Below are 16,140 nucleotides of genomic sequence, written 5' to 3' on the forward strand. Positions count from 1 at the left end.
TGCGGAGCCGTACACCGCACAGGGCTCCACACCCCAGCCACCCTGCCCACTCCCCCGAACAAGCCCATCAGCAGGCCCATGAAAAAACGCCCTGGCGGTCAAGCACAGGGCGTTGTTCAGGGGCGCTGTAGACGTTTACTTCTTCAGCAAGGCCTTCAAGGCATTTTGCAGGCGGCGGGCCGAGGCTTCGTCGCTACCGGTAGCCAGCACCTTGGCAACGTCTTGCTGCCAGGTCTCTTGCGGCGATGGATCATTGCGGCGCGTCAGCAGCTGCAATTGCAGTGCGCGGCGGGCATTGATGTGCTCGGCCGGGGTGGGCACTTCGGCGGCCATCTCCAGGCGCAGCATGGCTTCGCGGCCATCACCGGCGGCAGGCGCTGCAATGGCCTGGCTCCAGCTGTTGCGCGAGCCGCTGGCAAGGCGCCCCAGATCCTGGGCTTGGGGCAGCAGCGCAGCATCGCGCTGGCTCCAGGCATCCATCATCTGCGTCAGCGCCTGGCCATGGGCCTGGGTGGCCAGCTTGCGCAGGGCTGCCTGGGCATGCTCCACGGCATCTCGCTGGGCACGGAAGGCGGCATCGCCCAGACGTGGGCCACGGTCTTCGCGCGGCGCGCGGTCCATGCGGTCACCACGGCCAAAGCGGTCATCACCACCACGGCGCTCCTGGCCACGGTCGCTGCGCGGACCACGGCTGTCGCGGCCGTCCCGGCTGTCACGGCGATCGCCACCGGACTTGCCCGTGCGGCCAGCAGGTGCGGGCGCATCACGGCGCATGCCAGGGCGGTCATCGCCGCTGCGCTGGGCAATCACAGGCTTGGCTGGCACAGGGGCTGGTGCGGGGGCAGCAGCTTCTGCTTCGCCAGCATCACCAGCGTCTTCGGCTACCGCTTCTTCCGGTGCAGCGACATCAGCAGCGGCTTCGGCATCCGGTGCAGCGGCTGGCGCGGGTGCGGCGGCTGCGGGCTCCGCCGCCACCGGTGCTTGCTGGGCCTGCAGCGCTTGCTGCAAACCATCCAACGCAGCCTGGATCTGGGCGGCATCACCGCTGTGGTTGGCCGCTTCCAGCGCCTTGGAGGCATCGAGCACGGCCTGGTCGCGGGCGCTCAGCTGGTGCTGCACGCGCTCACGCTGCTGGGTCTTGCGTGCAAAGGCTTCATCCAGCGGCTTGCGGAAGGCATCCCAGAGCTTTTGCTCATGGCGGCGGTCCATCGGCACGGACTGGGCTTCGGTCTGCCATTGGCGCTGCAGCTCTCGCACGGCGTCAATGTTCAGATTGGGCGCAGCGGCCAGCTCCACCGCCTGGGCCACCATGGCTTCGCGGCGGGCAATGCTCTGCTTCTGGGCAGCATGCAAAGGTGCAGAGGCATCGTGCAGTGCAGACTTCCAGGCCTCTTGCAGTTCGGCATAGGCCTTTTCGCCCACATGGCCGCTGGCGCGCCAACGGTCACCAAACTGGAACAGGTCACGCTGAATGCGCTTCCAGTCGGTCGAAGGCTTGTGTGCTTCCACCCAGGCCTTGAGTTCGGCGATCAGGGCTTCGCGCTCGGCGCGGTGCTTGGCGCCCTCTTCGCGCACCTTGGACAGCCAGACCTCAACATGCTTGTAGGCCGCATTGCAGGCCTCATCAAACTTTTTCCACAGCGCATGGTTGGTGGGGCCGCTTTGGTCGGCCTTCTTCCAATCCTCGCGCAGTTGGCGCAGCGCTTCTTGCAGCTTGCGGCCGCCGAGCTCCTGACCTTCGGGGCGGACGAGCAGGCCCTGGGCCTTGGCCAGCAGCTCTTCACGCACCTTGTCGGCGCTCCAGCGTTGCCAACCTTCCAGTTCGCCGGCGGCGATCAGCGCGGTGTTGACCTGGGATTCCAAGTCCTGGTCGATCAGCTTGCCATGCTGCTTGAGGGCCGCGCGCAGCTGTTGCGCCGCGCTGGATGCACCCTTGCCATGGCCTTCGGCCGTGTGGGCCTGCAAGGCTTTCAGCGCTTCCTGCACCACTTGCTTGGCGCGCTTGGATTCCTGCGGGTCGGCAGCGGGCTTGGCGGCAGCAGCACGGGCCGCTGCCTGCTCCACTTCGGTGGGCAGACCGCGACCGGCGCGGATCTCATCGGCCCAGACGGGCACCGTCGGCAGGGGGGCCTGCGCGTCTTCAGCTGCCGCCAGGGTTTGCTTGAGGGCCGACTGGAACGCATCCCAGACCAGCAGCAGCTGCGACTTGGAGGCCTCCAGCATGCTGGGGTAGCGCGCTTCCACACTGCCCCAGCTGGCATCGCCTTCCAGCACGGCAGCCTGGTCCTGCCAGTGCTGCACGTCGGTGGCCAGTGCCGCCTCGGCAGATTGGGCGTCCTTGTAGGACTTGGTGGAGAGCACTTCAACGCGCTGGGCCAGCAGCACTGCTGCCTCGCGCTGCACCTGCACGCGGTGCTGCAGGTCTTCAATCGTCTTGATGCGGTCGGCCAGCTGGATCTTGAGCGCAGCCAGTGGCTCGCGCGAAAGCGGCGCGCCAGCCTTGGCGGCATCGCGCTGCCAGGCCAGGGCATCGGCAATGTTCAGCTTGGAGGCGCCCAGCAGCTTCTCAGCCTTCTCAGCCCATTCCGCAGCGATGGCTTCCTGGCCCTTGGCGCGGCGCATCTCGTCCATGCGCTCACGGATGGCCTTGGCGGCACCCTTGTCGCGGGCAGACAGTTCCTTGAACACTTCCTGCAGCTGCTCGGCACCCGGGTTGGTCGCCAGCCATTCGCGCACCTTGGCTGCACGCTCACCCGAGGTGGCAGCCGAAAAAGCACCACCGGTGACGCCATCGAGTGGATGGGGGGCAGCGGCCGCCTTGGCGGGTGCGGGTGCGGGCTCAGGGGTTTCGGGCGTCTTGTTGCGCGAGATAAAGGGGAACATGGAGTCAGTTCAGTCGTAAATACGGCCTGCATCGCGGGGCAATGCAGCCATTGGCACATAAAAAAGGGGAAGCCAGGCAAGGGCCTGTCTCCAAGCGCTATTTTGACCGGGTTTGGCGAGGACTCCAAGCACACGGGCATCGCTATAAGGTAATTCAGCCGAAGCATGGCCAAAAACAAAGGGCTGGCGCCCTGCGGCCCAGCCCTTGTTCAACAGCGTGTCGGCGCTCAGCGCGGCGCCAGACTCAGCTCGGCATGCGGCGTCCAGTCCTTGTCCTCGCCAAAACCCTCGGTCTTGGCATTGCCCAGGAAGAGCCGCTCCAGCTTGACGCCTTTGCTGGCCAGGTAGTCGCGCACGGTCACGCCCCGGGCCAGCGCCAGCTCACGCATGGCGTTGTCGGGCACGCTGATGCTGGTCAGCAGCAGGGTTTCCATCTCGGCCACAGGGATGTCGCTGGCCATGCCGACCAAGTTGCGCGGCTTCTGGATATCGGCACGTTTGTACACATCCTTGAGCAAGGCGGGATACTCGGCCGCGCTCACGGCTTGCACGTCTTCGGGCTTGCCACCGGCGCGCACCGTAGCACGGCGCTTTTGCGCCAGCACCAGGTCATCGATGCGGGCCTTGCGCCAGCCGTCCTTCTCGCGCTCCAGATCGGCCTGGCCGGCAACGGTCAGCTGCAGCGCCGGGCGGTCTTCCAGCGCCTTGGCCACCTTGTCCAGGCTTTGCTTGCTGTCCGCATCCAGCACCGCACTGCCGGGGACGAAAGCCACATGGCTGGCCTCGCTGCCGCCACCAAAGGCGCCCGAGAGCAGCGCGAACGGCGAGGTCACCGCCTTCATGATCAGGTTGCCGATGACCTTGAAGATGATCGGCGCCAGGCGGAACTGCGGATCGTTGAGCGAGCCGCTGATGGGCAGGTCCAGGTCGATTACGCCATTGCGGTCGGCCAGCAAGGCCACGGCGAGCTTGACCGGCAGGCTGGCCGGTGCGCCCTGCACCGCATCGCCAAAGGTCAGCTGGTTCAGCACCAGCTTGTTGCTGGCCGTCAGCAGGCCCTCGGGCGTCACGTCGTACTGCACATCCACGCTCATCTTGCCGCGCTCGATACCATGGCCGGCGTACTTGATGCTGTAGGGCGTCAGCGGCGACAGCTCCAGATCGCGCACCTTGCCATGGATATTGAGCGCCAGCGGCTTGACCAGCGGGTTGAGCTTGCCGGTGATCTCCAACGACGCCGTGCCCTCGGCCTTGCCGCGCAGCTCCAGTTCGGCGAGTTGCAGCTGGCCGTCGGTCGGCTCGGACGAGAAAGCACCCATGCGCCCGGCGAGCTCGGACAGGTCGGCCGAGTAGTTGGGCCGCACAAACTGGTCGCTGAACTTGACGGTGCCGCCAGCCAGGGTGATCGTGCCCATGTCGATGATCGGCCCCGTGGCGGGTTCGGGGTTGGTTGATGCAGCCGGTGGGCTGACCGCTGCGGCACCCGATGCCTCGACTACCACGCCTTCCGCCGGTGCCGCCGCATCGGCAGCGGCCGCATCCCGGCTGCTGCCCAGGTCCTGCAGATTGAGCTTGCCGTTCTCCTGCACCAGAAGGCGGGCATAGAAGTCAGTCAAGGCCGTCTCACCCACCTGCACCTTCATGCGCTGGCCAGGCACCATGTCCACGGCCAGGGCGCGCAGGCTCAGCAGCTTCCAGTTCAACAGATCATCGCCCGCACCCATCAGCCCAATGCCCAAGGTACCGGTACCCCGGTTGGCAGCAGCTGCTGCGGTCTTGCGGCCGGTCTCGCTGGCGCCATTGCCATCGTCATCGCTGGCGTCATCGCTGCTGGCTGGTGCTGCGGCGGCCACCAGGGGGCGCACGCGCACATCGTCCAAGCCGGCATCGCCCTTCAGATGCAGCACCGGCCCCTTGTCCGATTGGCTGAAATCCACCGTGCCCCGGAAATTGGCATCCGCCCGCACCAGGCGCACCGGCAGCATGGCTTCGGCGTAGGGCACAAAGGCATGGACCGGCAGCTGGCTCACATTCAGGCGCCCGGCTGCTGACAAAGGCGTCAGGCCCAGGCTACCGTCATAGGCGATGCGGCCAGGTTCGGAACGGCCACTGCCGACCCGGCCGGAGAACTTGAGCGCCGAGGGCTTGGCCTTGGTCGCCAGCGGCGCATAGTCGCGGAGTTCCAGATCCCAGCCGGTCAGGCGAAAGGCCACCTTGCGGGCGGTGGATTCATCCTGGTAGGCCAGCTGGGCGCCCTTGATGGCGACCAAGTCCAGCTGCACATCCCAGGGTTTGCTGACTGCGGCCTTGCTGGACGTAGCCGCCTTTGCGGGCGCCTTGGCCTCATTCTGGCGGGCCTGCGATGCGACCAGCCAGTCCTCAAACATCATGCGACCATCCTTGGCCCGTGAGACGCCCAGCACCGGCTCCACCAGCTGTACCGAACCCAGCTTGACCTGCTGGGCTTCGGTATCCAGCACGGCATCCTTGACCAGCAACTGGCGCAGTTCTAGCAGGTTGTTCTTGCCCTTGAGCCCGATCGCAGGGCCATGGGGCGGCGCGCAGTTGGCCTTGCTATTGCACTGCAGGGCCACATCGGACACGCGCATCTGCGCCAGCGCAACCTTGAGCGCGGTGCCCTGGCGGCTCAGGTGCATCTCGCTGTCGATCGTGCCCAGCAGGCCGGGCTCGATCACCCCGGTCAAATAAGAAGCACCCAGTTGCAGCGGCAGGCCCGTGGTGCTCACATCCACTTCGGCCATCTGGTCGGTCGCCTTGCCGGAGAACACCAGGCGGCCGGTAGACGGCACACCCTGGGCACCCGAGAGGCCTGACGAACCCTCAAAACTGAAGGGCTCCTTGAAGGGCCAGGCGATATGCTGGGCCTCCATTTGGAAGTCATCCAGCTGCACGCGCGCGGGCAGCGGCACGCTTTCATCGACCCACACGCCTTTGAGGCGGCTCAGCTTGAGCGCATCGATCTGCAGCGACCAGCTGGCTTGGCCACTGCCGGCCTTGTCTGCGGATGCGCTCGATGCGGCTGCTGGCGCCTGAGGCTCGGCCTTGTCGTCCTTGGCGTTCTTGTCGTCGGCGCTTGCGGCGTCTGCTTTGGCCGCTGAGCTTGCAGGCTCCGCCTTCTCAGTTGCGGCAGCTGTTTCGGTGGCCTTGGCAGCCTGCCCGCCCTCTTCACTGCGCCCCGGCAGCGCCTGGCCCTGGGCATCGAGCAGGCTCAGCTGGCCATTCTTGCCGCGCTTGAGCGACAGCTGCGCGCCATCCAGTGCCAGCTGGGCAATATGCACCTGCCCCAGCAATGGCTGCACATCGGCCAGTTGTACATCCAGCCTCTCCCAGCCCAGCAACTCGCCCTGGGCAGCGTCCAGCACCTGCACACCGCTGGCATGCACCTCGCCGCTCAGGCGCACCTGTGTTTTTTCCTGCTGTTCAAAGGCGAGCGCCAGGTCGGCATTGAGCACACCAGCAGCCAGCTCGACGGGCAGCGACGCCGGGATATAGGCCAGATAGGGCTTGAGGTCGAGGTCCTTGATCGCAAACTTGGCCTCGGCCTTGCGGTCATCGGCAAAAGGCGTGGCCTCGGCATGGCTCGCAAACTGGCTGCCATTGAGCACAAAGGCCAGTTGGGGCAGCACCTTGATCTCGCGCTTGGATTCCAAGTTGCTCAGAAAAGGAATACCCAGCTGCAGGTCCTTGAGTTCATGGGTCTGGCCCACGGTGTCGTCGCGGAAGGTCAGCTGGCCGTCTTTGAGCTCGATGTTGTAGAGCGCAAAGTGCGCCGTCTTGCCGTCATCGGGCTGGGGCTGGGGGCTGCGCAGCTTTTGCAGCACATCGTCAAAATCAAACTGACCAGGCGCGGTTTGCGCCACATGCACTACGGGTTTGTCGACCTGGATGGCATCGAGCACCGGTGCCAACCGGAAAACGGACTGGATGTCGGCATCCACATAGATGCGCTCCACCGCCAGCATGGCCGGGCTGTCGGCCTGCGGGCCCGCAATCTGCAGGTCACGCACGGTCAGCTCCAACGACCAGGGCTTGAAGTCCACGGCGCCGATATGCACGGCACGCCCCAGTTTTTCCGTGCCCAGCTTCTCACCCTGGGTGCGCAACAGCCAGGGCAACAGCAGCCAGGACAGCGCCCACAGCAGCAACAGCGCCAGCAGGCACCAGCCCAGCCGGCGCAACCAGCGCATCGCGACGAGCTTTTTCTTGTTTGTTTCTTGCGTTTCGCTCACGGCGTTGATCCTTACTCTGAGTCAGCACGGCCCGCCACATGGCATTGGTGACGAGCCCCAGAGCCATTGTGCCCAAATATGCCAGTGCAGCGGCGCTCGCTTAGCACACAAAAGCCGCATCGCTGGCTGGTTCACAATCGTTGAAAGCTTGCAGCTGTTCCATAGAAACGCTGTGCCCCTCTATATATAGAGCATGTACCCCGTTTCTATGGCGACTCCCTGGTCAGCCGCCATGGCCAGCGCCCTGCGCATCCGCCTGCCAGGCAGCGATGCATCGATCCAACACCAGCGCGGCATCGGGCGAGCAAGGGACCGAAAAATGAAGCTGCTTTTCACACTGCGGCAGGCCAAACGGCTTTCTGACGCCGCAAAAACACAACGGCGGGGCCTGCTTTTTTGCGTCACCCTTATTTATACCCAGGTATAAACCTCAGAAACCCGCAGTCACCATGGGTTATTGGTCTTTTTATCCTGGTTTTTATACAGTTTTTTAGGCAATTTCCTGTGAAGTTCGTGTGTGCGCAGATGACCGCATCATGACGAATGCCCCCTTGCCCAAATCGGGTCAGGGTTTTGCGTGTTCTGCAAAGGTCCTGGGAATCCCTCCGCTTCCCGCTTGGTGGCGCATTTTGTCACCGCAATCACCTCAATGGCGCAGCACCCGCCTGCAAAAAAAGAGCAGCAAATGCGCGCAGTGTTTGATAAAGATTGACTTTTCAGCGAATCCTTGACGGCAATCGCAGTGATAGAGGCATTAATCGAAAGCTATCAAAGCCCTGCCTGCCCGCTGCCAGTCGATCCGCTTTCCGGTGCTTATTCTGCCTGCGCGCCTGCCCCAATCTCTCGCCGCTTCCCATGCACTGATCCGCCCATCAGCCCGTCCGCTATACACGTTTTTTTATTACTTTTTTTTATAGCTTTTCTATTCAATAGTGTTGACTGAATATTAAGCAAGCTTCTAGAATTCAGCCCATTGCATTAATTGCTGATTTTTTAGTCAACACCCCTCACGGTGTTTTGATCGTAGCCCCTGACACGCAAGAGCGTGCTTGAAACGACAAAGGGCTGTCTGCTACGCAGATGGCCTGCCGGTGGCCGCACAGGACAGTGCGGCCCCACCCTGCCAGACCCCAGCCCGGTGCAGAACCACCGGGCTATTGGAGGTGGTGGGACTTTGAAAGGAAAAATCCCTATGACGGCTCCCGCGCAAGTGGATGCCGGTGTGCGCTCATTGAGCGCCACCATCAGTCGTGGTCTGATGACCATGGCGCACAACAGTTTTGCTTTGATTGGTCTGGTGGTGGCGTTCTGCGCCCTCACCCTGGTGTCGCGTGACGATCTTCGCCACGCTGGCGAGGCGCAATTGCGCAGCTGGCTGCAGGCCCGCAGCCATGCACCCGTGAGCCTGGCAGCGGCCGATGCGGACGCAGCCAGCGGCGACGATGCCGCCATGGTGGCTGCCGTTGACCGTGCCACGGCCAGCAACCCCCAACAATTGCCCCGCAACCAGGCCAATGTGGCCTATTGGCTGGCCAAGAAATACCGCGTAGCGCCTGAGCCGCTGGCCGTGCTGGTCTCCGAAGCCTACCTCGTCGGCAAGGAAACCAAGCTCGACCCCACCTTGATCCTGGCGATCATGGCGGTCGAATCCAGCTTCAACCCCTTTGCCCAGAGCTCGGTGGGTGCGCAAGGCCTGATGCAGGTCATGACCAAGATCCACACCGACAAGTACGAGCACTTCGGCGGCCACTTTGCGGCCTTTGACCCGGTGACCAACCTGCGCGTGGGCGTCAAGGTGCTGCAAGAGTGCATCGAGCGCGCCGGCTCGCTCGAAGGCGGCCTCAAATACTATGTGGGCGCTGCCAACCTGCCAACCGACGGTGGCTACGCCGCCAAGGTGATGGCCGAGCACTTCCGCATCAAGCAAGTGGCCGAAGGCCGCAGCAACACGCCCAAGGCCCCCGTGGCACCTGCCGCCAAGCCTTCGCTGTCGGCCCAGGCAGATACGCCCGCCGCAGCCGGCACCGTGGCCGATAAGGCCAAGGCTGCCAGCAACAGCGCTGCCGCTGGCAACGCCTCTGAAACCGTGGCCCTGGCCGACAAGCAGGCTGCGCTGCCTGCAGCCGCCAAGGCCGAGGCCACCGCCGTGGCCATGGGCTCCTGATCAGCCGCACCGGCGCGTCGCCCCCTCAGCACAAGCACCCTGCGGGGTGCTTTTGTTTTTTCTGGCCCTGGCACCGCGTCCAGGAACCGGTTCTTATCCAGACGCGGCGATAAACCCATTGCCCCAGGCCGGTGCAGCCTCGGCTACACTAGCCGGGTACGCGACTGGCGATAGACATCTGTATGACCGGATTGTTGACGTGGAATGCAGGCCCGGCCTGCAGCAACCACCGGGGAGCGTACCGTGCAGTGCCAGGGCGGGCCCATCGCCCCCCGCACCCGCCACGTGTTAGCCGTGCGCCTGGGCAGCCCCTGTTTTCGCCAACCTCCCTGTTGGCAGGCAGGGCTCACTTCTGACTCCAACGACCGCCATGTACCAACGCAACATCCTTGTCGAACAGACCGACGCAGAACTCTTTGCGGCCATCCAGGCCGAAAACCAACGCCAAGAGCAGCACATCGAGCTGATCGCCAGCGAGAACTACGCCTCCCCCGCCGTGATGTGGGCCCAGGGCACCCAGCTGACCAACAAGTACGCCGAAGGCTACCCCGGCAAGCGCTACTACGGTGGCTGCGAATTTGTCGATATCGCCGAGCAACTGGCCATCGACCGCGTCAAGCAACTGTTCGGCGCTGAAGCAGCCAACGTGCAACCCCATTGCGGCGCATCGGCCAATGAAGCGGTTTTCCTGGCTTTCCTGAAGCCCGGCGACACCATCATGGGCATGAGCCTGGCTGAAGGCGGTCACCTGACCCATGGCATGCCGCTGAACATTTCCGGCAAGTGGTTCAACGTCGTCTCCTACGGCCTGAACGCCAAGGAAGAGCTGGACTACGATGCCATGGAAAAGAAGGCGCACGAGACCAAGCCCAAGCTGATCATCGCTGGCGCTTCGGCCTACTCGCTGGAAATCGACTTCGCCCGCTTTGCCAAGGTGGCCAAGGACGTGGGCGCGATCTTTATGGTGGACATGGCCCACTATGCCGGTCTGATCGCCGCTGGCGAGTACCCCAACCCTGTGCCCCATGCTGACGTGGTGACCACGACCACCCACAAGAGCCTGCGCGGCCCACGTGGCGGCGTCATCCTGATGAAGGCCGAGCACGAAAAGGCCATCAACTCGGCCGTGTTCCCCGGCCTGCAAGGCGGCCCGCTGATGCACGTGATCGCGGCCAAGGCTGTGGCCTTCAAGGAAGCGCTGACGCCCGAGTTCAAGACCTACGCCCAGCAAGTCAAGACCAACGCACGCATCGTGGCCGAGACCCTGACCGAGCGCGGCCTGCGCATCATCTCCGGTGGCACCCAAAGCCACGTGATGCTGGTGGACCTGCGTGCCAAGGGCATCACCGGCAAGGAAGCCGAAGCCGTGCTGGGCGCTGCCCACATGACGATCAACAAGAACTCCATCCCCAACGACCCGGAAAAGCCAATGGTCACCAGCGGTATCCGTATCGGTACGCCCGCGATGACCACCCGTGGTTTCAAGGACGAAGAGGCGCGCCTGACCGCCAACCTGATCGCCGACGTGCTGGACAACCCACGTGACGAGGCCAACATCGCCGCCGTGCGCGAAAAGGTCAACGCCCTGACCGCACGTTTCCCTGTCTACCGTTGATCTGAGCAGCGCCCGCGCCTATGAAATGCCCCTTCTGCAGCCATCCCGATACCCAGGTGGTGGAGACCCGTGTTGCAGAAGACGGCGGCTTTGTACGGCGCAGACGCCAATGCGGCCATTGCGAAAAGCGCTTCACCACCTATGAGCGCCCCGAAGTCAGCCTGCCGGTGATCGTCAAAAAAGACGGCCGGCGCATCGACTACGACCGCAGCAAGCTGCGCGGCTCCTTCAGCTTGGCGCTGCGCAAGCGCCCGGTCAGCATCGACAAGGTGGACCTGGCGCTTGAGCATGTCGAAGACAAGCTGCGCACCCTGGGCGCACGCGAGGTGCAGACCCATCTGATCGGCGAGCTGGTCATGGCCGAGCTGCAAAAGCTCGACAAGGTGGCCTACATCCGCTACGCCAGCGTGTACCGCAGCTTTGAGGATATCGACCAGTTCAAGTCCATCGTCGACGAGGTGACCACCCCTCCGCCCGAGCCCAAGAAAGACAGCGCCCGTAAAAAGGACTGAGCCAGCAAAAAATGCGAACCCCAGGGTTCGCATTTTTGTTGGGGGGGCCAGCCATGGAGCCAGCCCGGGCTGCGCCTCGTCAGTCTTGCGGCGCCTCGGCGGCAATCGGGCCCACGGCCTGCACCACATCGCTGTTCTGGGCACGGTGGCGCAGGGCATGGTCCATCAGCACCATGGCCAGCAAGGCCTCGGCAATCGGTGCGGCGCGGATGCCCACGCAAGGGTCGTGGCGGCCCTTGGTGATGACCTCGGTGCTGATGCCCTCGGTATCGATGGATTCGCGCGGGCTGATGATCGAGCTGGTCGGCTTGATGGCAATGCGGATCTCGATGTCCTGGCCGGTGCTGATACCGCCCAGAATGCCGCCGGCATTGTTGCTGCGAAAGCCCTGGGGGCTGAGCGAATCACCATGCGTGGTACCACGCTGGGCCACGCTGTCAAAACCGGCGCCAATCTCCACCGCCTTGACGGCATTGAGGCCCATCATCGCGTAGGCGATGTCGGCATCGAGCTTGTCGTACAGCGGCTCGCCCAGGCCGACGGGCACGCCGCTGGCCTGCACACGGATCAGCGCGCCGCAGGAATCGCCCGCCTTGCGCAGCGCATCCATATAGTCTTCATAACAGCTGACATCGGCCACCGGCGCAAAAAACGGGTTGTTGGGCACATGCGCCCAGTCCTCAAAAGGCAGGGCCACCTCACCCACCTGCAGCATGCAGGCGCGAAACTCGGTGCCGAACTTCTCTTTCAGCCACTTCTTGGCCACGGCGCCAGCCGCCACGGTGGGCGCCGTCAGGCGGGCCGAGGAGCGACCGCCACCGCGCGGGTCGCGGATGCCGTACTTGTGCCAGTAGGCATAGTCGGCATGGCCGGGGCGAAAGCTCTGCGCAATATTGGAGTAGTCCTTGCTGCGCTGGTCCGTATTGCGGATCAGCAGCGCAATCGGCGTGCCCGTGGTCTTGCCCTCATAGACGCCCGAGAGGATCTCCACGCTGTCAGGCTCATTGCGCTGGGTGACAAACTTGCTGGTGCCGGGGCGGCGGCGGTCCAGGTCCAGCTGGATGTCTGCCTCGCTCAACGCCATGCCCGGTGGGCAGCCGTCAATCACGCAGCCAATCGCCGGGCCATGGGATTCGCCAAAGTTGGTAACAGTAAATAAGGTGCCGAAGGTATTGCCGCTCATAGCCCGCCATTATCACTGATGCCAGTGCCCCACACAGCCCCGCAGGGCTCACCAGCCGGGCTGGTCACCACCGGGCGGCTGGCCGGCATGGGGCCAGCTGCTGGGCAGGCCCTGCAGCACCGCACTGTGGCGCACCGCGCGCAGCCGGCCAAAGCCGGTATCCATGTCCTCCAGATAGGCCTCGGGCGGCACAGCAGCTGCCGCCGGCGCAGCGGCTACCGGCCGCTGGCCCATGGACTGCAGCCACTGCGCCACCCGCGCCAGCGATACCTGCACATGCCAGCTGCCGCCTTGGGTCGCCTGGCGGTATAAGGCCGCCTGGATGCCAAAGGCCAGCAAGAAGCCCGCGCTGTAATCCAGAATCTGCAGCGGCAGCGCCCGCAGCCCCGCGCTGCCAAAAGCCTGGCCCTCGGCCCAGTTGATGCCGCAGACGGTCTGCACCAGCGAATCAAAGCCACGCCGATCGGACCAGGGGCCGCTGCGCCCATAGGCGGACAGGCTGGCATACACGATACCGGGCCGCAGCCGTGCGACAGACTGCGGGTCCAGCCCCAGCGCATCCAGCGCGCCAGGCCGATAGCCCTGCAGCAGCACATGGGCCTGGTCCAACAGCGCGGCCATCTTTTGCTGGCCGGCCGCGGCTTTCAGGTCCAGCAAGGCCGAGCGCTTGCCCCGGCTCATATCGGCAATGGCCTCGATATTGGGCAGGCCTGGCCCGTTGAGCATCAGCACATCGGCCCCTTGCGCGGCCAGGCTGCGGGCGGCCACGGGCCCAGCCAGAATGCGGGTCAGGTCCAGCATATGCAGGCCATCCAGCGGCCGGTGCCGGGCCGGCACCGGCCAATCGCGGGCGGCGGCGGGCTGCTCACTGTCCAGCTGCGTGATGGCGACCAGGGGCTGCGCTGCCACGGCTGCACTTTGGGGGTGGGCCTGCCAGGCATCCGGGCTGCGGGCGGCCGCCACCACCAGGCCGAGCGCGGCAGCACGCTCTTCCACCGCCTGCGCGGTCCAGCCTTTCAGCGCATCGGCCACTGCCTGGCGCGGGGTGGCCTCGCCCGTCGGCAGGCCCAGCAGCCGCAGCACGCCATCGCGGTGGTGCGCAAAATTGGCATGGATGCGCAGCCAGCCCGGCTCGCCCAGATCAGCGCCACAGGCATACAGGCCTGAGATCGGCGCCCAGAGGTTGGGCTGCTCGCCATCAATCGTGAAATAGCCACTGCATTCGGCCAGCACATGGCCCACATCCACGTTGACCCGGGGCATGGGCTGCTGCTGGCGGCGCTGGTCGATCAAGGCGCTGGCCAGGCCGCTGGCAGCCACTGCAGCTGGGGCCGCCACATCCAGGCAAAAACTCGAGGGGTAGGCAGCGCCATCGCCGCTGAGCGCCAAAACGCCCGGCGCCAAAGCCTGCGCAGGCAGGCCCGCTTGCTGCCACAGCATTTGCACGCTGGCCTGTATGGCGGCGTGCCGCGGCTGCTGCGCCAGGGGGTGGCTGGCGGCGGTGTTGTGGTCAGTGGTTGGCAAGGCGTTCTCCTGGTGGGCACATGGCCGCCATTGCATACCTCGTGCCCGCTCTGGTCAATCTTGATTGGGCCAGTACATGTGCCAATTCGCTTGCCCTGCAGTAGCATGGCCCATGGTTCCTGCACGCCCCACCCCCACCCCAGCTTCCGAAGACGACAGCCCCTGGCTCAACAGCCAGCAAGCCGCCGCCATGCTGGGGGTGCAGCGCGCCAGCCTCTATGCCTATGTAAGCCGGGGCCTGCTGCGGGCCCACAGCCATCCAGGCTCGCGCGGCCATGTCTATGCCCGCATCGATGTGCAGCGCCTCGCGCGCCAGCGGCAAACCGTGCGCAACCCGGCGCAGCTGGCCCGCTCCACCCTGGACTGGGGCACGCCGGTACTGCGCTCGGCCATCACCCAGGTCAGCCAGGGCCAGCTGTACTACCGGGGCCGCGATGCACTGCAATGGGCGCAGCATGCCAGCCTGGAGGACACGGCCGCGCTGCTGCTGGGCCAGCCCATCGCGGCAGAACCCCACAGCGCCCGCAAGGCAAGCACCACAGCAGCCACCGCACAGCCTCTGCCGCAGCCCCGCCCACCCGACCAGGTACTGCGCGCCTGGCACAGCCTGCCAGGCAACGAGCCCAACCTGGCCCATCTCGACTGGCCCCAGCCGCTACTGCAACAGATGCTGGGGGTGCTGACGGGGCTGCCGTCCATCGATGAAACCCAGCCCACAGCCGAACAGTTTATCCACCAGCAGCTCTCAGCCCTCTGGCAAGTAGATGCAGTGGGTGAAAACACCTTGCGCCAGGCCCTGGTGCTCTGCGCCGACCATGAGCTCAATGCTTCCAGCTTTGCGGCCCGGGTGGTGGCATCGACAGGTGCTAGCCTGCATGCCAGCCTGGGCGCAGGCCTGGCGGCACTCAGCGGCCCACTGCACGGCGGAATGACGGCGGTGATCGACCAGCACTGGGACGACTGGCATGCGGCGCCGCAGGCCGGCGGCAGCCTGCCACCGTCACTCGCCCAGTTGCTGGCCGACACCCGCATCAACGGCAGCCCGCATTACTGCGCCGGCTTTGGCCACCCGCTCTACCCGGCCGGCGACCCGCGCAGCCAGCGCCTGCTGAGCCTGCTGCCTGCCGATGCGCAGCGCCATGCCCTGCTGGCCGCCGTACAGCGCCACACGGGCCTGCACCCCAGCCTGGACTATGCGCTGGTCGCCATCCAGCGTGGCCTGGGTCTGCCAGCAGGTGCCGCTTTTGTGCTGTTTGCACTGGGCCGCACGGCAGGCTGGCTGGCCCATGCGCTGGAGCAGCGCGACAGCGGCCAGCTGATACGCCCCCGCGCGCAGTATGTGGGCTTGCCGGCTGAAACCGCTTCCCAGGCCGAAGCACCTGCCGCCGGCGACAACACCGCCAGCAACATCCCCAGGCGCATCATCCGTTTCTGAGCGGCACCAAAGCACAGGCGCAAAAAAGCGGCCTCGTGGGCCGCTGGTGTTGCTGATCGCCGGCTCGGCCACCAAGGGCTGCCGGCAAAGCCTCAAGCATCCGTCTCGCCTTCCACCGGCCAGTCGCGGATATAGGCCTTGAGCATCTTGTTCTCGAAGTTCTGGCTGTCGACGACGGCCTTGGCCACGTCGTAGAAGCTGATCACACCCATCAGCATCTTCTTGTCCATCACCGGCATGTAGCGCGCATGGCGGTCCAGCATCATGCGGCGCACCTCGTCCATGTCGGTTTCCATCGTGCAGGTCAGGGGCGCGTCGTCCATCACGCTGCGCACCAGGATGCTGCCGGCGGTACCGCCGTTGTTGACGATGGCGACGATCACCTCGCGGAACGTCAACATGCCCACCACATCGCCGTGCTCCATGACCACCAGCGAGCCAATGTCCTTCTCCGCCATGGTCTGGATCGCGTCGCCCAGAGGGTCGTTCACGCTGGCCGTGTAGAGGGTGTTGCCTTTGAGGCGGAGGATATCGCTGACTTTCATGGGTGTCTCCTTGTACCGTTCTCCGATGC

At 65.0% G+C, this 16,140-nt stretch carries 10 protein-coding genes and 1 riboswitch; of the genes, 5 read left to right on the forward strand and 5 right to left on the reverse strand.

The window, feature by feature from the left end; genetic code table 11:
• Positions 1-135: 135 nt before the first annotated feature.
• Positions 136-2,883, reverse strand: coding sequence for a DUF349 domain-containing protein (locus EDF71_RS05570; protein ID WP_133855608.1), 2,748 nt, complete (start codon positions 2,881-2,883; stop codon positions 136-138).
• A 227-nt stretch (positions 2,884-3,110) separates the two neighbouring features.
• Positions 3,111-7,133: a DUF748 domain-containing protein gene (locus tag EDF71_RS05575; protein ID WP_243854184.1), complete on the reverse strand. Its 4,023-nt coding sequence runs from the start codon at positions 7,131-7,133 to the stop codon at positions 3,111-3,113.
• A gap of 232 nt (positions 7,134-7,365) precedes the next feature.
• On the opposite strand from EDF71_RS05575, the gene EDF71_RS05580 reads away from it, so the two are divergent.
• The 4 genes from EDF71_RS05580 (at position 7,366) to nrdR (ending at position 11,424) form a co-directional block, all read left to right on the forward strand.
• Entirely contained in the window at positions 7,366-7,560 is a 195-nt protein-coding gene (locus EDF71_RS05580) for a hypothetical protein (protein ID WP_133855609.1), read from the forward strand.
• Positions 7,561-8,325: 765 nt separating this feature from the next.
• A complete protein-coding gene (locus tag EDF71_RS05585) occupies positions 8,326-9,297 on the forward strand; it encodes a lytic transglycosylase domain-containing protein (RefSeq protein WP_133855610.1) in 972 nt (323 codons plus the stop codon).
• A gap of 150 nt (positions 9,298-9,447) precedes the next feature.
• Positions 9,448-9,610, forward strand: a riboswitch (ZMP/ZTP riboswitch).
• Between the two features lie 57 nt (positions 9,611-9,667).
• Entirely contained in the window at positions 9,668-10,912 is a 1,245-nt protein-coding gene (gene glyA, locus EDF71_RS05590) for a serine hydroxymethyltransferase (RefSeq protein ID WP_133855611.1), read from the forward strand.
• A 20-nt stretch (positions 10,913-10,932) separates the two neighbouring features.
• Positions 10,933-11,424 (forward strand): transcriptional regulator NrdR, encoded by a 492-nt coding sequence (gene nrdR, locus EDF71_RS05595; RefSeq protein ID WP_133855612.1) that lies wholly within the window; start codon positions 10,933-10,935, stop codon positions 11,422-11,424.
• 79 nt (positions 11,425-11,503) lie between these two features.
• Here nrdR and aroC read toward each other — a convergent pair whose 3' ends face one another.
• Together aroC and EDF71_RS05605 are read right to left on the reverse strand one after the other, a co-directional pair.
• Positions 11,504-12,607 (reverse strand): chorismate synthase, encoded by a 1,104-nt coding sequence (aroC, locus tag EDF71_RS05600; protein ID WP_133855613.1) that lies wholly within the window; start codon positions 12,605-12,607, stop codon positions 11,504-11,506.
• Positions 12,608-12,655: 48 nt separating this feature from the next.
• The gene (locus tag EDF71_RS05605) at positions 12,656-14,131 is read right to left on the reverse strand and encodes a CoA transferase (protein WP_243854185.1); all 1,476 of its coding nucleotides are present in this window, start codon (positions 14,129-14,131) and stop codon (positions 12,656-12,658) included.
• Between the two features lie 112 nt (positions 14,132-14,243).
• On the opposite strand from EDF71_RS05605, the gene EDF71_RS05610 reads away from it, so the two are divergent.
• Positions 14,244-15,566: a citrate synthase family protein gene (locus EDF71_RS05610; protein ID WP_133855614.1), complete on the forward strand. Its 1,323-nt coding sequence runs from the start codon at positions 14,244-14,246 to the stop codon at positions 15,564-15,566.
• Between the two features lie 92 nt (positions 15,567-15,658).
• Here the strand turns inward: EDF71_RS05610 and EDF71_RS05615 are convergent, their stop codons facing one another.
• Positions 15,659-16,111: a CBS domain-containing protein gene (locus EDF71_RS05615; protein ID WP_133855615.1), complete on the reverse strand. Its 453-nt coding sequence runs from the start codon at positions 16,109-16,111 to the stop codon at positions 15,659-15,661.
• Positions 16,112-16,140 lie beyond the last annotated feature (29 nt).

The sequence above is a fragment of the Comamonas sp. JUb58 genome (assembly GCF_004364775.1).
In the GTDB taxonomy this organism is placed as follows: Bacteria; Pseudomonadota; Gammaproteobacteria; order Burkholderiales; family Burkholderiaceae_C; genus Comamonas.

What these genes read in the sequence shown, in the direction of transcription:
- EDF71_RS05570 (WP_133855608.1), bottom strand. Translation starts at nt 2,883, where the DNA reads ATGTTCCCCTTTATCTCGCGCAACAAGACGCCCGAAACCCCTGAGCCC.
- EDF71_RS05580 (WP_133855609.1), top strand. Translation starts at nt 7,366, where the DNA reads ATGGCCAGCGCCCTGCGCATCCGCCTGCCAGGCAGCGATGCATCGATC.
- EDF71_RS05585 (WP_133855610.1), top strand. Translation starts at nt 8,326, where the DNA reads ATGACGGCTCCCGCGCAAGTGGATGCCGGTGTGCGCTCATTGAGCGCC.
- glyA (WP_133855611.1), top strand. Translation starts at nt 9,668, where the DNA reads ATGTACCAACGCAACATCCTTGTCGAACAGACCGACGCAGAACTCTTT.
- nrdR (WP_133855612.1), top strand. Translation starts at nt 10,933, where the DNA reads ATGAAATGCCCCTTCTGCAGCCATCCCGATACCCAGGTGGTGGAGACC.
- aroC (WP_133855613.1), bottom strand. Translation starts at nt 12,607, where the DNA reads ATGAGCGGCAATACCTTCGGCACCTTATTTACTGTTACCAACTTTGGC.
- EDF71_RS05610 (WP_133855614.1), top strand. Translation starts at nt 14,244, where the DNA reads ATGGTTCCTGCACGCCCCACCCCCACCCCAGCTTCCGAAGACGACAGC.
- EDF71_RS05615 (WP_133855615.1), bottom strand. Translation starts at nt 16,111, where the DNA reads ATGAAAGTCAGCGATATCCTCCGCCTCAAAGGCAACACCCTCTACACG.